Origin of the sequence: Sphaerotilus sp. (assembly GCF_031429695.1) — a bacterium.
Taxonomy (GTDB): domain Bacteria; phylum Pseudomonadota; class Gammaproteobacteria; order Burkholderiales; family Burkholderiaceae_C; genus Sphaerotilus.
Genome location: NZ_JANPAB010000107.1, coordinates 123105 through 141260 on the forward strand (window position 1 = coordinate 123105; position 18156 = coordinate 141260).

Sequence of the window (18156 nt, forward strand, 5' to 3'; positions counted from 1 at the left end):
GGTGCAGGCCTGGTCGCAGCAGAAACGCCTGGGGGGCTCGGTCGGGCGGGTTTCGGTCGTCGTGTGTCATGTCAGCCCCTGGGCGTCACGTGGTCGAGCGACAGGCGCAGGGCATCACCCTCCTGCCGCAGGGCATCGCAGGCGTCGGCGAGCTGCTGCACGAGGTGGTCCTGCTCGACCGTGGCCGGCACCACGTCGCGGGTGAGCTCGCGCACCCGCATCGACTGCTGGTGGCTGGCGCGTGTCAGCTGCAGCAGCACCCCCATGTGGACGTCGAGTGCCTGGCAGCCCTCTGCGGTGCGCCGCACGGCGAGGCAGGCGCGGTCACTCATCTGCCGGCCTTCGTCGATCTCCGCGACCGAATGGCCGACGATGCCGCGGATGGTGCGGGCCGCGTCTTCGCTGCGCTGCGCCAGCGCACGCACTTCCTGCGCCACCACCGCGAAGCCACGTCCGGCGCTGCCGGCGCGGGCCGCTTCGACCGAAGCGTTCAGCGACAGCAGCTTGGTCTGGAATGCCACCGTCTCGACCAGCCCGATGACACGCGTGATCTCGCGGCTGCGCGCCTGCATCTGCGCCATGCGTTCACCCAGACCGGACACCGCCTGGCGGCTGTGCTGGGCGTCGACGTGCAGTCCGCGCACCTGCTCGGCCGCGTCCGCGACCTGCTCGGTGCATTGCCCGAGCGCCGTGTCGAACGCCCGGACGAGCTGAGAGCCTTCCTCGAAGCCTTGGCGACTCTGACCACGGCTGTCCCGCAGGGCGGCCTGGCGGGCCGCCAGCTCGGCGGTCTGGTGCGCCATGGCGGTCACACCGCGGTCAAGCGTGGCAAAGATCCGCGCCATGCCGGTGGCCGAACGGCCGACGATGTTCAGCGCCTGGCCGATCTCGTCCTGCCCCCAACCGCGCGACCGGGTGGACAGGTTGCCGCTGCCGATGTGCTCCAGGTGCTGGCAGAGCGTGGCCAGTCCGCCCGCCATCACACGGTGCAGACACACCATCAGGTACAGCCCGCACAAGGTCAGCAGCACAAAGGTGGCACTGCGCCGGACCAGGCGCGTGGTGTAGGCGGAGTGATCGGCCTGCACACGTTCACCCATCGCGGTGAGCGCCAGCGTCTGCAGCCGCGCGCTGGCGTCGACCGCGTCCGAGACCTTCAATGCAAAGGCGCTGGCGTCGATCTCGCTGCGCAGGGCCAGCTCGCTGCCGGGCGCCATTGCGGCGATGCGCAACAGCTTCTCGGTTGTCCGGAGAAAGCCCTGGATACGCACCATCAACCGCTCGGCTTCGACAGGGTCGACCAGCTGCTGACTGCGCACCTGATCGAACATCGGTTGCGCCTGGTCGAGCAACAGCTCCGACTTGACCATCAGCAAGCTGACGTCACGGAGCTTCATGTCGTGCGCCCCGTCCACATACAGACGCTGGCCGATCCGTCCGATGCGGCTGAGGTTGGCCATGAGCTGGAACTGCGGATCGGCCAGTCCGGTGCGCAGTACCTTGACACCGACATCGCCGTCCAGCACCAGCGCACGGTCATTCGACAGCGTCGACCGCAGTGCCTGCAGATCCCGACCATAGGCGATGACCGCCACCCAGCGCGGCGAGGGCGTGCCCGGCACAGCAGACGGCGAATCGTCGTCCAGATGCGCCAGCATGCTGTCGCGGCTGGTGGCCAGTTTGCGTGCGCTGCGCTCGATCGCGGAAGCGGCCCCCGAGCCGAATTCCGCATCCAGCATGCCCGCCAGCGCCTTGTACTGCACCGCTTCCTGAATGCGCAGCAACGGCAGGCGTTCCGCAGGCAGGCGCTGCTCCCGGCGCAGCATCTGCCAGAACAAGGCATCCAGCGTGATGTTCAGCTCCGTGAGCGCCTGGTACTGGGCAAAGCTGCCCACAGAACCCTGGTGGAGCACGTGCCGCTCCCGCCACAGCTCCAGCGTGTCGTGGATCAGCAGCCCGCCTGGCAGCATCAACGCCAGCGCCACGAGGGCGGTCTTGTGGGCCATGCGCAGGTTGCGCAACAGCCCGATGCCCAGCGACCAGATGCCGTGGTGTCCCCACAGGGTCAGAAGCAGCGCACGGGCCACGGCCAGCTGCTGCGTCCACCACTGTCGCGCGGCATGTGGCACACCGCCCCCGATGCGGTCGGTCGAGCCTGTCACTTCGTCGGCGGCCATCCCATTCCTCTCATGCGTCGTCGTCTACCGGTCGATGCCCCGTCGGGGCATGCGCTGACGGCCTTATCGGCAGCATCGCTCTTCGCTGGATGATAGGCAGCGCTCCGCCCGGTGACGGCCGAAGAAGGCGCGGCATCACCGCCTTATCCGCGGCTGGTCGCTGCAGGGAATTTCCGACACTCGACGACACATCCTGCCGTCCCGAGAACCCGCATGCCTCCCATTTCTTCGCACCGCCCCGCCTCCGCTGCCCGGCTGCACGACTCGGCCGGAGCCGGGCGTCTGCAGTCGGCCGTGGCCACGGCGGCAACTGCGGTGGCGGGTGCCGCCGGACTGCAGTTGGGCGGCTGGGCCGGAGCGGCCACGGCCGTGGTGGTGCTGGGAATGCTCGGGGCCTGGCTGGCAGGCCAGCGCGGATTGGCCAGTCGGCCTGGCGCAGACGCAGACACCACCCGGAACCGGGCGGTGTCGCGCCTGGCCGAACCGGTGGTGTCGCGCTGGCAACAGATGCTCGGCAACACCCAGCGCAGCACGCACCAGCACCGGCGGCAACTCGACGCCCGCATCGTCCACATCGGTCAGCAGCTGGAATCGACGCTGAACCTGCACGCAACCGCGTCCACGGCCGCCCCGCTCACCGACGAACTGATGGAGCGCCACCGCAAGGCGCTCGACACGCTGCTCCACCACAGCCGCTCGACCGCCCGCCTGCGCCACGACACGCTCGACTTCGCGCGTGCCATGACACAAGCGCTGGAGGAGCTGAACGCCCTCGCCCGCGAGGTGCAGACCATCAGCCGCGCCACCCACCTGCTGGCGCTGAACGCCTCCGTCGAAGCCACCCGGGCCGGTGAACGCGGTGGCGGCTTCGCAGTGGTCGCACAGGAAGTGCGGCAGCTCGCCGCCCAATCCCGCCAGGCGGGTACACGCATCGCACGCCAGGTGGACCAGATGCAGGCACCGCTGGACGCCGTGGTGCAGCGTGCCGGGCGCGACGATGTGGACCCCGCAGCCAGCGAGCACGACATCAGCGCCCTGGCCGAGGAGCATGCCCGCCGCGTGGTGCACGGGGTGGCCGAGGAGGTCGGCGATGTGCGGCGTAACGCGCGCGAGCTGTACGAGCAGTGCCAGCAACTGCAGGGCGAGATGCACACGCTGCGGGTTGATCTGAAGAACTTTGACCGGACGGCCCCGGCCATGGAAGGTCTCCAGCAGGACATGCAGCGCCTGCGCCACTGGCTGCTGGGCGCCGACGATCCGATGGCAGGCACTGCCGCAGGCTGGCTGCAGCGGCTGAACACCGACATCGACACAGTCCAGCGCGAGCGCCAGCGTACCGATACCCCCGTGGATTGACATGAACGCCGACGACGAGATCATCGCCGCTGCACGCGCTGGCTTCATGGACGAGGCGCTCGACACCCTGCGCCAGCTGGAGCAGGGCCTGCTGCGCATGGAGCAGGATCCGGACGACCGCGAAGCCGTGCACGAGGCCTTCCGGGCTGCACACACGCTCAAGGGTGCGGCTGGCATGTTCGGCCTCGATGCGCTGGTGCGCCTGACCCACACGCTCGAAGGCACGCTCGACGCCCTGCGCGATGGCGGCCAGGCGCTCACCGATGCGACGATGGCCGAGTTGCTGCGCGGAGGCGACGCGCTGGCGGTGCGGGTCGCCGCGCTGCAGTACCCGCCGGACAAACCCGAGACGCCTGTCACCGGCCTCTGGCAGATCAAGCTTCAGATGGGTGCCGACGCGCTGCGCAACGGGCTCGACCCGCTGTCCTTCATCCGCTATCTGGACACGCTGGGCACCGTGCGTGCGATCTTCACCCGCGACACCCGGCTGCCCGCGCTGCAGGCGCTCGACCCCGAGGCCTGCTGGCTCGACTTCGAGATCACGCTGGAAACCGCCGCCACGCGCTCGGCGATCGTGGCCGTGTTCGATTTCCTGCAGGACGACTGCACGCTGACGCTGCAGCTGATCTCGCCGCCTGCGCCGACGCCCAGGAACGACCCGCCCGTGCCGGCACAGCGCCCACTGGACGAAGGCCGCTTCATCCGCGTTCGCGCCGACAAGCTCGATCGGCTGGTGGACCTGATCGGCCAGCTGGTGATCGCGGGCTCCGGTGCCACCAGTGCCGCCCGCGAGGCGCACGCGCCAGCTTGCATCGAGGCAAGCCAGCGGGTGCACGAGCTGGTCCAGTCCGCGCGCGACGGTGCGCTGGCGCTGCGCATGGTGCCGGTCGGCCAGACCTTCAGCCGCTTCCAGCGCGTGGTGCGCGATGTCGGCAAGGCACTGGGCAAGGAGGTCACGCTGCAGATTCTCGGCGGTGACACCGAACTCGACCGGATCATGGTCGACGCCATCGCCGACCCGCTGATGCACCTGGTCCGCAACAGTCTGGACCACGGGCTGGAACCCCCCGCGGAGCGCGCCGAACGCGGCAAGCCCGCACGCGGACTGCTGCGCCTGCAGGCACGCCAGGAAGCGGGCAGCGTGGTGATCGAGGTCTCTGACGACGGCCGTGGCCTGGACCGTGCACGCATCCTCGCCAAGGCTGTCGCGCGCGGACTCGTCGCGCCCGGCGCCTCGCTCGACGACGCGCAGGTGCACGCATTGCTCTTCGAACCCGGTTTTTCCACCGCCGAACAGGTCACCGACCTGTCCGGCCGCGGCGTGGGCATGGACGTGGTGCGCCGGCAGGTGGAGTCGCTGCGCGGGCAGATCCTGCTGCACAGCACACCCGGCGAAGGTACGCGGGTGCAGATCCGGCTACCGCTGACGCTGGCCATCATCGACGGCTTCCTGACCCGGGTGGCCGACGTCGGCTACGTGCTGCCGCTGGACATCGTCACCGAGTGCATCGAGACGCCGCCAGCCCTGTCCAGCCGCCTGCACTCCGGTCCGCGCGCCGAGAGTGGCTGCCTCGACCTGCGTGGCCAGGTGCTGCCCTACCTGGACCTGCGCGTGTGCTTCGGCCACGGCGGCGAGCGCCCGGCAAGGCAGAGCCTGGTGGTCGTTCGAGGCAGCACGGGCCGGATCGGCCTGCTGGTGGACCGCCTGCTGGGCGAACACCAGACCGTCATCAAACCGCTGGGGCCGCTGTTCCAGCAGCTGCCCTGCGTCGCGGGATCGACCATCCTCGGCAACGGTGAGGTAGCGCTCGTCCTTGACGTGCCCGCGCTGGCCCGCCTGCACACCGATTCCCCACGACTGTCCCGTCCCGCATCGGAATGCCCATGACCACCGCCCGGATCTCGCCGCTGTCACTGCTCTTTGCCCCCGTGACCGCGCTGACGCGGCAGCTTCGCATGGGGGTCAAGCTTGGCCTGATCGTCGCCGTGCTGCTGGTGCCGCTGGTCCTGCTGGTGGTCACGCTGGTCCGCCAGGAAAACGCGGCTGTCGAGTTCACGCGGGCCGAGCTGTCTGGCGTGCCGGTGGCGCACGAGACGATGGATGTCGCCCTGCTGCTGCTGCGCTTCCACAGTGAGCAGACGCTGGCCGCCACCCTGCCCGCCGCCCGCACCGCGCAGGAGGAGACCCGCCAGGCGCTGCACAAGGCGCTGGCGTCCGTCGACGCTCAGCTGCAATCCTCCGGACTGCAGCTGAGCGGACCGTGGACCCGTTTGCACGACAGCATCCTGCGTTACACACGCGATGGCGAGCCGGCCGACAACCTCGCCCACCGGCACGACCGACTGGTCCACGAAACGCAGGCCCTGGTCCATCTCGTGGCCGAGAGGAGCGGCCTGATGCTCGACCCGGAAGCCCCGACCTTTGTGCTGATGGATCTGACCTTTGATCGGATGACACGCCATGTCCAGGCGCTGGCGCAGGTACGCGACATGGCGGTGCAGGCGCTGGCGCGTGGCAGCTGGCAGCCAGTCGATGCGGCAGGGCTCGCGCTGGCGCGGCGCCAGCTCGAAGAAAGCCAGATCGACGTGCAGGCCCGGATTGATGCCCTGGAACGCGCGGGCGAGAAGGCGCCCACGGGCTGGAAAGAGGCCAGCGTTGCCGTTGGCCGCTATCTGGCGCAGGTCGACGCGCTCACCGCCAGCCCTGGCGCCCTGCGCGGTGACCCGCTGGCCCTGATGCGCAGCGGAACCGAGGCGCTGGATCAGGTCGATGCCTTCCACAACCTCGCCATCCACCGGCTGCAAGCGCTGCTTGCCGAGCGCCAGGAGAAACTGGCCAACTTGCGCAACCTGAAGGTCGCGGCAGCCGCCACCGGGGTGCTGCTGGCCCTGTACCTGTCGGCAGGCATCGCGCGCTCGATGGGACACACGGCCCAGCGCATCAGCGAACAGGCCGCCGCTGCCGCACGTGGCGAGCTGGGCGACGGGCAGACCGTTGCCGGCCGGGACGAACTCGCCGGCATCGCCCGCTCCTTCGAGTCCGTCCGCTTGACGATGCGCGCCATGCTGACCGAGCTGCGCCGACTCTCGGACGCCCACGCCCGGGGCGAGATCGACACCTTCATCGACCCGGCCCCCTTCCAGGGCGAATACCGGCACGTGGCCGAGCTGGTGAACGCCACCGTGCGCGACCACATCCAGGTGCAGCGGCAGGCACTGGACGTCATCAGTGCCTTCGGGCGCGGCCAGTTCGACGCACCGCTGGCACCGCTGCCTGGACAGAAGGCGTTCATCAACCACGCGATCGAGCAGGTCCGCTCGCATCTCCAGGCGCTGGTTGCCGACACGGATGGCCTGGTGCGTGCCGCGGTGGCCGGCCAGCTCGACGCACGGGCCGACGTCCGCCGCCACGAGGGCGACTTCCGCCGCATCGTCGAGGGCATCAACCAGACACTCGACGCCATCGTCACCCCGCTGAATGCCGTCCGCGCGACGATGGCAGGCGTAGAAAAGGGCGACCTGACCCGGCAGGTGGACGGCCACTACCAGGGCGCGTTTGCCGACCTGCAACGCGCCGTCAACACCACCGTGATGCGCCTGGCCTCCACGCTGGCGGACGTGAGTCTGGCCGCCCAGGCGCTCAGCGTCGCGGCGCACCAGGTCTCCAGTACCTCCCAGATCCTGTCGCATTCGGCCTCGGAACAGGCCGCGAGCGTCGAAGAGACCACTGCCTCGCTGCTGCAGATGGCCGGCTCGATCCGCCTGAACTCGACCAACGCCGGCACCACCAACGCCATGGCCGCCGAGGCCGCCCGCGAAGCGCAGGACGGTGGCAACGCCGTCACCCGCACAGCCGAGGCCATGACCTCGATCGCGGCGAAGATCTCGATCATCGATGACATCGCCTACCAGACCAATCTGCTGGCGCTCAACGCGGCCATTGAGGCGGCCCGGGCGGGCGAACACGGCAAGGGCTTCGCGGTGGTCGCAGCCGAGGTACGCAAGCTCGCCGAACGCAGTCAGATTGCTGCGCAGGAGATCGGCCAGCTCGCCGGCTCCAGCGTCAAGCTGGCCGAGCTGGCCGGGGCGGTGCTCTCGCGCATGGTGCCGCGCATCGCGCGCACCAGCCAGCTCGTGCAGGACATCTCGACCGCTTCGGGCGAACAAGCCCAGAGCGTCCAGCAGATCACGACCGCCATGAACCTCCTGAACAACACGACCCAGCAGAACGCCGCCGCGTCTGAACAGCTGTCGGCCACCGCCGAAGAACTGTCCGGTCAGGCCTTGGCACTGACGGACATGATGACCAGCTTCCGCCTCACCCAGTCCGAGCTGCAGCCTGGTGCCAACGGGCTGCGCAGCGTCCAGGGCGGTGCGGCCACGCGTGCGCTGCGCCCTGCGCATCTTCACCTTCCATCCGGGCGCCACTCCTCGCTGGATGAAACCCAGTTCAGCGCGTTCTGAACGTCTCGAACGTGCTCCACGACCACAGGCGACCAGAGGCGACCCTGACCATGCTTTCCAAGAACTCTTTCCAGGCCGTGACCACCATGTTCCGCCAGGTCTCCGGTATCCAGCTGTCCGACGCCAAGCAGGCGCTCGTTGCCGGCCGTCTGCAGAAGCTCGCGCAAGCCCGCGGCATGCGCGATGTCGATGCCTACGTCGACCTGCTGATGCGCGAAGGCGACGCACAGGAGATGGTCAAGGTGGTCGACAAGCTGACCACCAACGAGACCTACTTCTTCCGCGAGCCACAGCATTTCGACCACCTGCGGCGTCTGCTGTCGGAGCGCCGGGCCAGCGCGGCGGCAGGCGACTTCCGGGTCTGGAGCGCGGCCAGCTCATCGGGCGAGGAGGCCTACAGCATCGCCATGGTGCTCGGTGAACACTTCGGGCTGAAGGGCTGGCAGGTGGTGGGCACCGACCTGTCCACCGCGATGGTGGACACCGCCCGGCGCGGCCTCTACCCCATCGAGCGCGCCCGGCTGACCCCCACGCCGTTGCTCAAGCGCTGGTGCCTGAAAGGCCAGGGAGACAACCTGGGCAAGCTGATGGTGGCGCCGGAGCTGCGTCAGCTGGTGCGCTTCGAGTGTGCCAACCTGACCCGCACGCTGCCCGAGATCGGTCAGTTCGACCTCGTCTTCCTGCGCAATGTGCTCATCTACTTCGACAACCCCGGCAAGGCCGACATCGTCAAGCGGGTGCTGACGCGGCTCAAGCCGGCCGGACTGTTGTTTACCGGGCACGCCGAATCCATCGCCAACCTCGGGATTCCGACTGTCGGTGTGGCCCCTGCCGTCTACCGCCACGCCTGATCCGATCGAGCACTGATCGCGTGGCACAGCAACTGTTCCTCATCGACCCGGCCGCCGTCGGGCGGCTGCACCTGCACCAGACGCTCGCCGCCGCGGGCTTCGACATCACCGGCACCGCCGCCGATCCAGGTTTCGCATGGCCAAAGCTGCAGGCGCGCTGGCCGGATGCCATCGTGCTGGACATCGACTGGCCACGCCTGGAGGTGCGGAGCTTCCTGAAGCGGCTGACCGAGGAGCGGCCCACGCCGGTGGTGCTCTGCGCCACCTCGCTGACGCGCGTCGACCCGACTGTCCAGCAGGCCCTGGCGGCGGGCGCAACCCTCTTCGTCAACCGCGATTCGCCGGACGCCCTGGTCGCCGCCGTGCGCCAGGCCGCACGCACACCGCCACCGCAACCATCGCCGTCATGTACCGGTCCAACCACTGCTGGCGTGCGTCGCCCGGCCTTGGGCAGCAGCACCGGTCGACCGTCCACGCGGGTTGTCGCCATCGGCATCTCCACGGGGGGGGTGCAGTCCATCGAGGCCGTGCTCCGCCAGCTCGGGCCGGACACGCCGGGCATCGTGCTCGTGCAGCACATGCCGGAGAAGTTCACTGCCTCGTTCGCCGCGCGGCTGAACAGCCAGTACGCGCTGGAGGTGCTGGAAGCGCGCGATGGCGATGCCGTGCTCGACGGGCGTGTGCTCATCGCACCTGGTGGCAAGCAGATGAGCCTGCGCCGACATGGCGGGCATTTCGCCGTGGAGGTGCGCGAAGGCCCGCCGGTCAACCACCACCGGCCGTCGGTGGACGTGCTGTTTTCGTCGGTGGCGCGCTGCGCCGGCCGCCATGCGCTCGGCATCATCATGACCGGCATGGGCGGCGACGGTGCACGCGGGCTGCGGGAAATGCACGAGGCGGGCGCCTGGACCGCGGCGCAGGACGAGGCGACCAGCATCGTCTTCGGCATGCCAGCCGAAGCGATCCGACTGGGCGCCGTGGACGACGTGCTGGCCCTGAACCGGATCGCTGAGTGGATCCAGACAATCAGCCGAGTTCCCGGGCGAGACCGGACGAAGGCTGCAGCGCGGTGAACCGAATGGCACACTGCCACGTTGGACACGGTTCTGTGTCCAGACTTGGCAACGAGCCGGACTTATCCGATGGTCTTGGGAGCCCCGACATGTCCACAACGGACGAACGATCCGTCTTCCTGCGCCGTGAATCCGAAGCGCGCAGCTACTGCCGCCGCTTCGATGCCGTCTTTGCCACGGCCAGCGGCAGCCTGCTGCGGGACACCGCGGGGCGGGCGTACATCGATTTTCTCGCCGGCTGCGCCGCGCTGAACTATGGGCACAACGATCCGGACATGGCCGCGGCCCTGATTGCCCACATCCAGGGCAACGGCATTGCCATGGGGCTGGACCTGCACACCGACGCCAAGCGGGCCTTCCTGGACACCTTCGAGCGCGACATTCTTCGCCCCCGTGGCTTGTCCCACCGCGTGCAGTTCACCGGCCCGACCGGCACGAACGCGGTCGAAGCCGCGATGAAACTGGCGCGCAAGGTCACCGGGCGCCACAACGTCATCGCCTTCACCAACGGCTACCACGGCGTCACGCTGGGCGCACTGGCCGCCACCGGCAGCCGCTACAACCGCATGGGCGCACCGCTGTCCGGCGTCACCCGCGCGCCCTACGACGCCTACATGGGCGCACACACCGACACCGCCGACCTGCTGGAGCGCATGCTGGACGACCCGTCGAGCGGCGTGGACCTGCCAGCGGCGATCCTGCTGGAGACTGTGCAGGGCGAAGGTGGCCTCAATGTCGCATCGGCTGGCTGGGTCTCCCATGTGGCCGCCATTGCCAAGCGCCATGGCGCGCTGCTCATCGTCGATGACGTGCAGGCCGGCTGTGGCCGCACCGGCAGCTTCTTCAGCTTCGAGGGCATGGGCGTGGTGCCGGATCTGGTCGCGCTGTCCAAGTCGATCTCCGGCTTCGGGCTGCCGATGGCGCTGGTGCTGGTCAAGCCCGAGCACGACCGCTGGCTGCCCGCCGAACACAACGGCACCTTCCGCGGCAACACGCACGCCTTCGTGACAGCGCGGGTGGCGATCGAGAAATACTGGCGCACCCCGGACTTCCAGACCGGCACCGCCCAGCGCGCCGCACTCGTCACGCAGCGGCTGGAACAGATGTCCCGGCTCGTCCCTGGCTCGGTACTCAAGGGGCGCGGCATGATGCAGGGCCTCGATGTCGGCACGGGCGAACTGGCCGCCCGGATCTGCACGGAGTGCTTTGCGCAAGGGCTGGTGGTCGAGACCTCCGGAGCGCACGACCAGGTGGTCAAGATCCTCGCGCCACTCAACATCCCGATCGAACTCCTGACCCAGGGCCTCGACATCCTCCACGCAGCGACCCTGGCCGCCACTGCAATCGACCTGCTCACCGCGGCCTGACCGATGGACCTGATCCCTGACCCGCAGGCGCACATCCTGCGGTTGCCGCACGCCGACCACCGCGTGCGCTGGCAAGCCGGCGAACGCCTGCACCACCTCTTCGAAGCCCGCTGCGACGCCCTCGCCCGCGAAGGCCGCGCCGACAAGATCGCCGTCCACAGCGACGACGCGGTGCTCACCTACGCCCAGCTCGACGCCCGCGCCAACCAGCTCGCCCGCCACCTGCTCGCCACCGGGTTGCGTCCGGGCGACCGCGTGGCGCTGCTGTTCGACAAGACGGTCCACAGCCACATCGCGGTGCTGGCGGTGCTCAAGCTCCACGCCGCCTATGTGCCGCTGGATCCTGGTTTCCCGGCCGACCGCATGGCCTTCATCTGCGAGGACGCGCAGGCCCGCGTGCTGCTGAGCGTGGCGCACTACCGGGGACTGGCCGAGGGCGTGGTGCCGACGATGCTCGCCATCGACGAACTCGACGCCGCGATCGACCGCCAGCCCGACGCCCGGCTCACGCTGCAGGAGCTGCAGGCGGCTGGTGGCATCGACAGCGCACTCTGCTACGTCATCTACACCTCCGGCTCGACCGGGCGACCCAAGGGCGTGCCGATCGACCACAACGCCATCTGCAACTTCGTGCGGGTGGCCGTCGAGACCTACGGCTACCGCGACACCGACCGGGTCTACCAGGGCCTGACGCTGGCCTTCGACTTCGCGGTCGAGGAAACCTGGGTGCCGCTGCTGGTCGGCGCCACCCTCTTCCCCAACCAGAGCGGCAGCAGCCTGCTCGGCCACGACCTCTGGCAGTTCCTGCAGTCGCGCCAGATCACGGCGCTGTGCTGCGTGCCGACGCTGCTGGCCACGATCGAGCAGGACCTGCCCGATCTGCGCCTGCTGATCGTCTCCGGCGAGGCCTGTCCGCGCGACCTCGTCACCCGCTGGGCCGGACCGCAGCGCCGCATGCTCAACGCCTACGGCCCGACCGAAACCACCGTCACTGCCACGCTGGCCGAGCTGCACCCGGACGAGCCCGTCACCATCGGCCGGCCACTGCCCACCTACGCGATCGTCATCCTCGATCCGGACACGCCGCGTGCGCTGGCTGCGGGCGAGATCGGCGAAATCGGCATTGCGGGCGTCGGCGTCGCCGTGGGCTACCTGAACCGCGCCGACCAGACCGCCAAAGCCTTCATCCCCGATTTCCTGGGGATCGAACACAACACCTCCGGCCGCCTCTACCGCACCGGCGATCTGGGCCGCATCCGCGAAAACGGCCAGGTCGAGTACCTCGGCCGCATCGACACGCAGGTCAAGATCCGCGGCTACCGCATCGAGCTGGCCGAGATCGAGTCGGTGCTGATGCAGGTGCCGGCCGTGCAGCAGGCCATCGTCCACACGCATGAATCCGCGCCCGGCGTGGTCGAGCTGGTCGCCTACTACACCGTGCGGCCCGACCACGAAGCCCCCGGCAGCGAAGCCCTGGCCGAGGCGCTGCGGACGCAGTTGCCCAGCTACATGGTGCCGGTCTACTACGAGCACCTGGCGCACATGCCCATGCTCGCCAGCGACAAGACCGACCGCAAGGCCCTGCCCCCGCCCAGCCGCGGCCGGCTGCACCGCGCGGACCATACCGCCGTGCCGCCCGAAGGCCCGCTGGAAACGGCGATCGCCGAGACGCTGGCGGGGATGCTGAAGCTGCCTGCCGTGTCGGTCGAAGACAACTTCTTCCAGGATCTGGGCACCAGTTCGCTGCTGTTGGCGCATTTCAGCGCCCGCCTGCGCGAACGGCTCGGCCGCCACGACCTGTCGATGAAGCTGATCTACGCGCACCCGACCGTGCGCACCCTGGCCACCCATCTCGCCAGCACCACCCCGGCAGCGGCGAGCACCACCACCGCCATTGCGCCACGCCCGCCGCACCAGGCGAGCACCGCGGTCTACCTGGTCTGCGGGTTGGCGCAGGTGCTCGCCGTGCTGGTGTACAGCTGGCTGCAGTTCGACGTGTACCTGCGCGGCTTCGACTGGCTGATGGCCACCACCAGCCCGCTCGCCGCCTACGGGCGCGCCGTCGCGGTCGGCGGCGCCACCTGGGGGCTGACCGTGCTGGTGCCCGTGGCACTGAAATGGCTGCTCATCGGCCGCTGGACCGCGGGCGAGTTCCCGGCCTGGGGCCTGCGCTACTGGTGTTTCTGGGTGGTGCGGCAGTTGATGCGCTTCAACCCGATGCAGATCTTTGCCGGCACGCCCCTGTACACGCTCTACCTGAGGGCCCTCGGCGCCCGCATCAGCTTGCGCGCGCTGGTCGTCACGCCGACGATGCCCATCTGCACCGACCTGATCGCCATCGGCGAGGACAGCGTCATCAGCCGCCATGTGCTGCTCAACGGCTACCGCGCCGAAGGCGGACGCATCCGGACGGGTTCCGTGCAGATCGGCCGCCGCTGCTTCGTCGGCGACAACACGCTGATCGACATCGACACCGCGATGGACGACGACAGCCAGCTCGGCCACAGCTCCTCGCTGCAGCAGGGCCAGCACCTGCGTGCCGGCGAGCTGGCCCACGGCTCGCCCGCGCAGACCTGCCAGACCGCGTACCAGACGCTGCCCGAGACGCAGCGGCCATCCGCACTGCGCATGGTCCTGTTCAGCGCCGCGCAACTGGCGACGCTGCTGCTGGTCTACCTGCCGCTGCCGCTGTGGCTGATCCACCTGGCCCTGAACGCGAACAACGAACACATCGACCTGCTGGACCGCGTGACAGATTCGCTCTCGATGGCGCCGCTGATCGGCGTCGTCGGCTTCGTGGCGGTGCTGGTCGGCCAGACGCTGCTGATGTTCACCGTGCCGAAGCTGTTTGCGCGCCAACTGGAGCCAGGCCGGATCTACCCGCTGTATGGCCTGCACCACCTCGTCCTGCGCGGCGTCACGGTGCTCACCAACTCCAAATTCCACTGTGCGCTGGCCGGGGACAGCTCCTTCGTCACTGGCTACCTGAAAGCGCTGGGCTACCGCTTCCTCGGCGGTGTGGAACAGACCGGCTCGAACTTCGGCATGAACCAGACGCACGACGTGCCCGGCCTGTGCGAGTTCGGGCGCGGCACCATCGTCTCCGACGGACTCATCCTCAACAACACCGACCTGTCGAGCCGCAGCTTCCGCCTGCGCGCCACCACCATGGGTGCGCAGAGCTTCGTCGGCAACGCGGTGCTGTTCCCGGCCGGGGCACGGGTGGGCGACAACTGCCTGCTCGCCACGCGGGTGCTGGTGCCGCTGGACGGACCGGTGCGCGAAGGCGTCGGGCTGCTGGGCTCGCCCAGCTTCGAGATTCCGCGCTCGGTGCAGCGGGACATGGAGTACCAGATCCCGCGGAACAGCGCCCTCTTCGCCGAACGCCTGCAGCGGAAGAACCGGTCCAACCTCGTCACGGTGGGGCTGTTCCTGGTGATGGAGGCCGTTGGCGCGGCCCTGGCCTCGTTCGTGTTCTATCTGTTCTACGGCCTCGGCCACGGTGGATCGCTCGCGCTGGCCGTCGGCGGTCTGGCGAGTCTGGCGGTACTGGTGGTCTACCTCGTGCTGATCGACCGCGCCAGCAGCGGCTGGAAACGCCTGGAGGCCCGCACCTGCTCGATCTACGACCCGGCCTTCTGGGACCACGAACGCTTCTGGAAACTCGCCCTCTCCGGCGACAGCGCCGTCATGCTGATGCTGCGCGGCACGCCCTTCATGGGTCTTCTGTGGCGCGGGCTGGGCGTGCGGGTCGGGCGGCAACTGCTCGACGATGGCACCTCGATCACCGAGAAGACCCTGCTCACGCTCGGCGACCACTGCACGCTCGGCGAGCTGAGCACGCTGCAGAGCCACTCGCTGGAGGACGGTGTCTTCAAGTCCGACCACATCGTCATCGGCCATGGGCTGACGCTGGGTTCGCGGGGCTATGTCCACTACGGCATCCGGGCCGGTGACAACGTCCACATCGCCCCGGACGCCTTCGTGATGAAGGGCGAAGAGCTGGCCAGCGGCTCGACCTGGCAGGCCAACCCGGCGCAGGCCGTCGCCCACGCGGTCTGAGCGGGGCCAGGGTGCGCTCGACCACCGCCGCGCTGCTGGCCCTGTGCGGCCACGACCCGGCGGCGGTGCAGGCCCTGCAGCACCTGTTCCGGCCCGCGCCGCATCCGTGGCCGTCGCACATCCCTGCGGCAGAACGCGCTGCCTGGACGCTGCCACTGGACGACCTGGCACGCTGGCTGGCGGTCGATGGGCGGCTGGCGGCGCTCGTGCCTGCGCGCGCCGAGCGGTGGCCGGTGGTGCGGCAGGTGGCGCATGTCGGCGGACGGTTGTGTGCAGAACGGGCGCTGGCCGCGTTGCAAGGCCAAGCCAGCCCCGCCCTTTTCCATGGCCACGGCCTCGCCCGACGGCCAGATGGCAGCCCGCACTGGCCCGCTGGCTGGACCGGCTCCATCACCCACGGTCCGCGCAGCGCGAGTGCCGCCGTCTGCGCGACCCGGTGGGCGGGTGGACTCGGCATCGACAGCGAGGAAATCCCCGCGCCGGACATCGCCGCGGACGTGGCCGCCGTGTGCTGCACCGCACGCGAGCGGCTGGAGCTGACCCGGTCTGGCGCGCTCGACCCGGTGCAGCTGGCGATCAGCTTCGCAGCCAAGGAGGCGTACTACAAGGCGGTGGCCCCGCGGGTGGGCCGCTACGTGGAGTTCGACGAGGTCGAGGTCACGGTGATCGACCCGGCGCGGCGCCACTGCACCGTGGTGGTGAACGGCGATCGCCCGGACCTGCAGGTGCTGGCCCCGACGGCCGAGGCGCGCTGGGCCGAGGTGGACGGCGCCGTCCACCTGCTGCTGGCCACCCGCTGAATCAGGTCCGCCTCACGCGCCTCAAGCGCCACACAGCCGCGCCTTGGCCGCCAGATACTCGCGCCGCAGTTGCGCCACCCGCTCGGCGGCTGGCACGACCGCGTTCACCGCGCCAATGCCCTGCCCGCAGCCCCAGATGTCCTTCCACGCTTTCCTCGCGTCGCCACCGAAGTTCATCTTGGTCGGGTCGCTCTCGGGCAGGTTGTCAGGATCCAGCCCCGCCGCGCGGATCGACGGCTTCAGGTAGTTGCCGTGGACACCGGTGAACAGGTTCGAATAGACGATGTCGTCGCTGTTGCCGTCCACGATCGCCTGCTTGTAGGCATCGCTCGCCCGGGCCTCCTCGGTGGCGATGAAGGCCGAGCCGATGTAGGCGAAGTCCGCGCCCATCGCCTGCGCGGCCAGCACGGCGCCGCCGGTCGAGATCGAGCCGGAGAGCGCCACTGGGCCGTCGAACCACTGGCGGATTTCCTGGATCAGCGCGAACGGGCTTTTCACGCCGGCATGTCCACCCGCGCCCGCCGCGACCGCGATCAGGCCGTCGGCGCCCTTCTCGATCGCCTTCCTGGCGAAGAAGTTGTTGATGATGTCGTGCAGCACCACGCCACCCCAGGCGTGGACGGCGTCGTTCACGTCGGTGCGGGCGCCGAGGCTGGTGATGATGATCGGCACCTTGTACTTGGCACAGAGCGCCATGTCGTGGTCGAGCCGGTCGTTGCTCTTGTGGACGATCTGGTTGATGGCGAACGGGGCGGCGGGGGCGTCCGGGTGCGCAGCGTTGTAGGCGGCCAGCGTTTCGGTGATCTCGGCCAGCCAGTCGTCGAGCTGTGACGCCGGGCGGGCGTTGAGCGCCGGCATCGCGCCGACCACGCCGGCCTGGCACTGGGCGATGACGAGTTTCGGGTTGCTGATGATGAACAGCGGGGAGCCGATGATGGGCAGCGGCAGGTTGGCGAGGATGGGCGGCAGGGGCAAGGCGGTCTCCTGATCGTGGGGTGATGGAACGGTCGGGGCAGTGTGCCGTTTTCGGGGACGTGGAGGTGTCGCTCAGGTGCCGAGCCGGTAGACAATGGAAACTTGAACCTGCCAGAAGGAGGCTTCGAATGGGCACGCCGTATGAAAAGGATGTGGTCGCATGGGCGATGGAGCAAGCGGCACTGCTGCGTGCGGGCAAGCTCTCGGCCATCGACATCGAGCACATCGCCGAGGAGATCGAGGACGTGGGTAAAAGTGAAAAGCGCGAACTAGCCAGTCGCATGTCGGTGCTGCTGGCCCACCTGCTGAAGTGGCAGCATCAGCCGGAGCGCCGGGGCAGCAGTTGGACCCGCACGATCAAGGCACAGCGCAGTTCCATTGCCGTGGCGCTGAAGCAAACCCCCAGCCTCAAGGCATCTTTGAGTGACCCCGACTGGCTCACCGTCACTTGGGAGGATGCTGTGGCCAAGGCGGGAGAAGAAACCGGCTTGGGAACCTTCCCGGAAGACTGCCCTTGGTCGATGGACCAGGTGCTGTTGGTGGAGTTTTTCCCCGAGGCTTGAGACTTGGCCCCACGATGACCCACGCACGCACTGCCATCGTCCTCGGCGGCTCCGGCTCCGTCGGCGGCGCCTTGCTCCACGCCTTGTTCCACGACGAGGGTTTCGGGACTGTCATCACCCTGTCGCGCCGGTCGCTGCCCGAGGCGGTCGCGCTGGCCCGCGCCACAGGCCGCCGGCTGGTGGAGAAACTCGTGCCCGACATGGCGCCGGCGTCCCTCGCCGCAGCGACCCTGGAGGTAGCGCGAGCGGTCGGCGGCGAGCTGGAGGGGTTCAGCGTGCTGGGCGTCGGCGCCGGCACCGCGAAGCTCGCGCTGGAGGCGCATCGCGCGTGAGCGAACAGCCATCCCCCCTTGAATGAGCCTGTTCGGTCCGAGACGATGGTGTCCACCTGAACTGACTGGTGGACACCATGAGCGAGCCAAGCCCGATCCGAAGAAAGCACAGTGCCGAGTTGAAGGCACGGGTGCT

At 69.1% G+C, this 18156-nt stretch carries 12 protein-coding genes; 10 read left to right on the forward strand and 2 right to left on the reverse strand.

Annotation, left to right across the window (positions count from 1 at the left end):
- Nucleotides 1-71: 71 nt before the first annotated feature.
- Nucleotides 72-2177 carry a methyl-accepting chemotaxis protein gene (locus RMP06_RS20425; protein ID WP_310463624.1) on the reverse strand — a complete coding sequence of 702 codons (2106 nt, stop codon included), beginning with the start codon at nucleotides 2175-2177 and terminating at the stop codon, nucleotides 72-74.
- Nucleotides 2178-2390: 213 nt separating this feature from the next.
- Between RMP06_RS20425 and RMP06_RS20430 the strand changes: the two genes are divergently transcribed.
- The 8 genes from RMP06_RS20430 to RMP06_RS20465 all read left to right on the forward strand — a co-directional run bounded on the left by RMP06_RS20430 (nucleotide 2391) and on the right by RMP06_RS20465 (nucleotide 16150).
- On the forward strand, nucleotides 2391-3533 hold the full coding sequence (locus RMP06_RS20430; RefSeq protein WP_310463625.1) for a methyl-accepting chemotaxis protein: 1143 nt from the start codon (nucleotides 2391-2393) through the stop codon (nucleotides 3531-3533).
- Nucleotide 3534: 1 nt separating this feature from the next.
- A complete protein-coding gene (locus tag RMP06_RS20435; protein ID WP_310463626.1) occupies nucleotides 3535-5421 on the forward strand; it encodes a chemotaxis protein CheA in 1887 nt (628 codons plus the stop codon).
- Nucleotides 5418-7997, forward strand: coding sequence for a methyl-accepting chemotaxis protein (locus RMP06_RS20440; RefSeq protein WP_310463627.1), 2580 nt, complete (start codon nucleotides 5418-5420; stop codon nucleotides 7995-7997). The genes RMP06_RS20435 and RMP06_RS20440 overlap by 4 nt, the downstream gene beginning before the upstream one ends.
- Nucleotides 7998-8047: 50 nt before the next feature.
- Nucleotides 8048-8848, forward strand: a complete 801-nt coding sequence (locus tag RMP06_RS20445; RefSeq protein WP_310463628.1) for a CheR family methyltransferase — start codon at nucleotides 8048-8050, stop codon at nucleotides 8846-8848.
- A 20-nt stretch (nucleotides 8849-8868) separates the two neighbouring features.
- Entirely contained in the window at nucleotides 8869-9921 is a 1053-nt protein-coding gene (gene cheB, locus RMP06_RS20450; RefSeq protein ID WP_310463629.1) for a chemotaxis-specific protein-glutamate methyltransferase CheB, read from the forward strand.
- Nucleotides 9922-10010: 89 nt separating this feature from the next.
- Nucleotides 10011-11288: a diaminobutyrate--2-oxoglutarate transaminase gene (ectB, locus tag RMP06_RS20455; RefSeq protein WP_310463630.1), complete on the forward strand. Its 1278-nt coding sequence runs from the start codon at nucleotides 10011-10013 to the stop codon at nucleotides 11286-11288.
- Between the two features lie 3 nt (nucleotides 11289-11291).
- Nucleotides 11292-15350, forward strand: coding sequence for a Pls/PosA family non-ribosomal peptide synthetase (locus RMP06_RS20460; RefSeq protein WP_310463631.1), 4059 nt, complete (start codon nucleotides 11292-11294; stop codon nucleotides 15348-15350).
- Between the two features lie 11 nt (nucleotides 15351-15361).
- Nucleotides 15362-16150: a 4'-phosphopantetheinyl transferase family protein gene (locus RMP06_RS20465; protein ID WP_310463632.1), complete on the forward strand. Its 789-nt coding sequence runs from the start codon at nucleotides 15362-15364 to the stop codon at nucleotides 16148-16150.
- Nucleotides 16151-16171: 21 nt separating this feature from the next.
- On the opposite strand, the gene RMP06_RS20470 is transcribed toward RMP06_RS20465, so the two are convergent.
- Entirely contained in the window at nucleotides 16172-17125 is a 954-nt protein-coding gene (locus RMP06_RS20470; RefSeq protein ID WP_310463633.1) for an NAD(P)H-dependent flavin oxidoreductase, read from the reverse strand.
- Between the two features lie 128 nt (nucleotides 17126-17253).
- Here RMP06_RS20470 and RMP06_RS20475 point away from each other — a divergent pair, with 128 nt between their 5' ends.
- Together RMP06_RS20475 and RMP06_RS20480 are read left to right on the forward strand one after the other, a co-directional pair.
- Nucleotides 17254-17688 (forward strand): DUF29 domain-containing protein, encoded by a 435-nt coding sequence (locus RMP06_RS20475; protein WP_310463634.1) that lies wholly within the window; start codon nucleotides 17254-17256, stop codon nucleotides 17686-17688.
- Complete coding sequence (locus RMP06_RS20480) at nucleotides 17685-18020, forward strand: hypothetical protein (RefSeq protein ID WP_310463635.1); 336 nt, start codon at nucleotides 17685-17687, stop codon at nucleotides 18018-18020. The genes RMP06_RS20475 and RMP06_RS20480 overlap by 4 nt, the downstream gene beginning before the upstream one ends.
- Nucleotides 18021-18156 lie beyond the last annotated feature (136 nt).

Excerpts from the sequence above, each read along its gene's own strand:
- RMP06_RS20430 (WP_310463625.1), top strand. The coding sequence starts at position 2,391 with ATGCCTCCCATTTCTTCGCACCGCCCCGCCTCCGCTGCCCGGCTGCAC.
- RMP06_RS20445 (WP_310463628.1), top strand. The coding sequence starts at position 8,048 with ATGCTTTCCAAGAACTCTTTCCAGGCCGTGACCACCATGTTCCGCCAG.
- RMP06_RS20440 (WP_310463627.1), top strand. The coding sequence starts at position 5,418 with ATGACCACCGCCCGGATCTCGCCGCTGTCACTGCTCTTTGCCCCCGTG.
- RMP06_RS20435 (WP_310463626.1), top strand. The coding sequence starts at position 3,535 with ATGAACGCCGACGACGAGATCATCGCCGCTGCACGCGCTGGCTTCATG.
- RMP06_RS20475 (WP_310463634.1), top strand. The coding sequence starts at position 17,254 with ATGGGCACGCCGTATGAAAAGGATGTGGTCGCATGGGCGATGGAGCAA.
- RMP06_RS20460 (WP_310463631.1), top strand. The coding sequence starts at position 11,292 with ATGGACCTGATCCCTGACCCGCAGGCGCACATCCTGCGGTTGCCGCAC.
- ectB (WP_310463630.1), top strand. The coding sequence starts at position 10,011 with ATGTCCACAACGGACGAACGATCCGTCTTCCTGCGCCGTGAATCCGAA.
- RMP06_RS20425 (WP_310463624.1), bottom strand. The coding sequence starts at position 2,177 with ATGGCCGCCGACGAAGTGACAGGCTCGACCGACCGCATCGGGGGCGGT.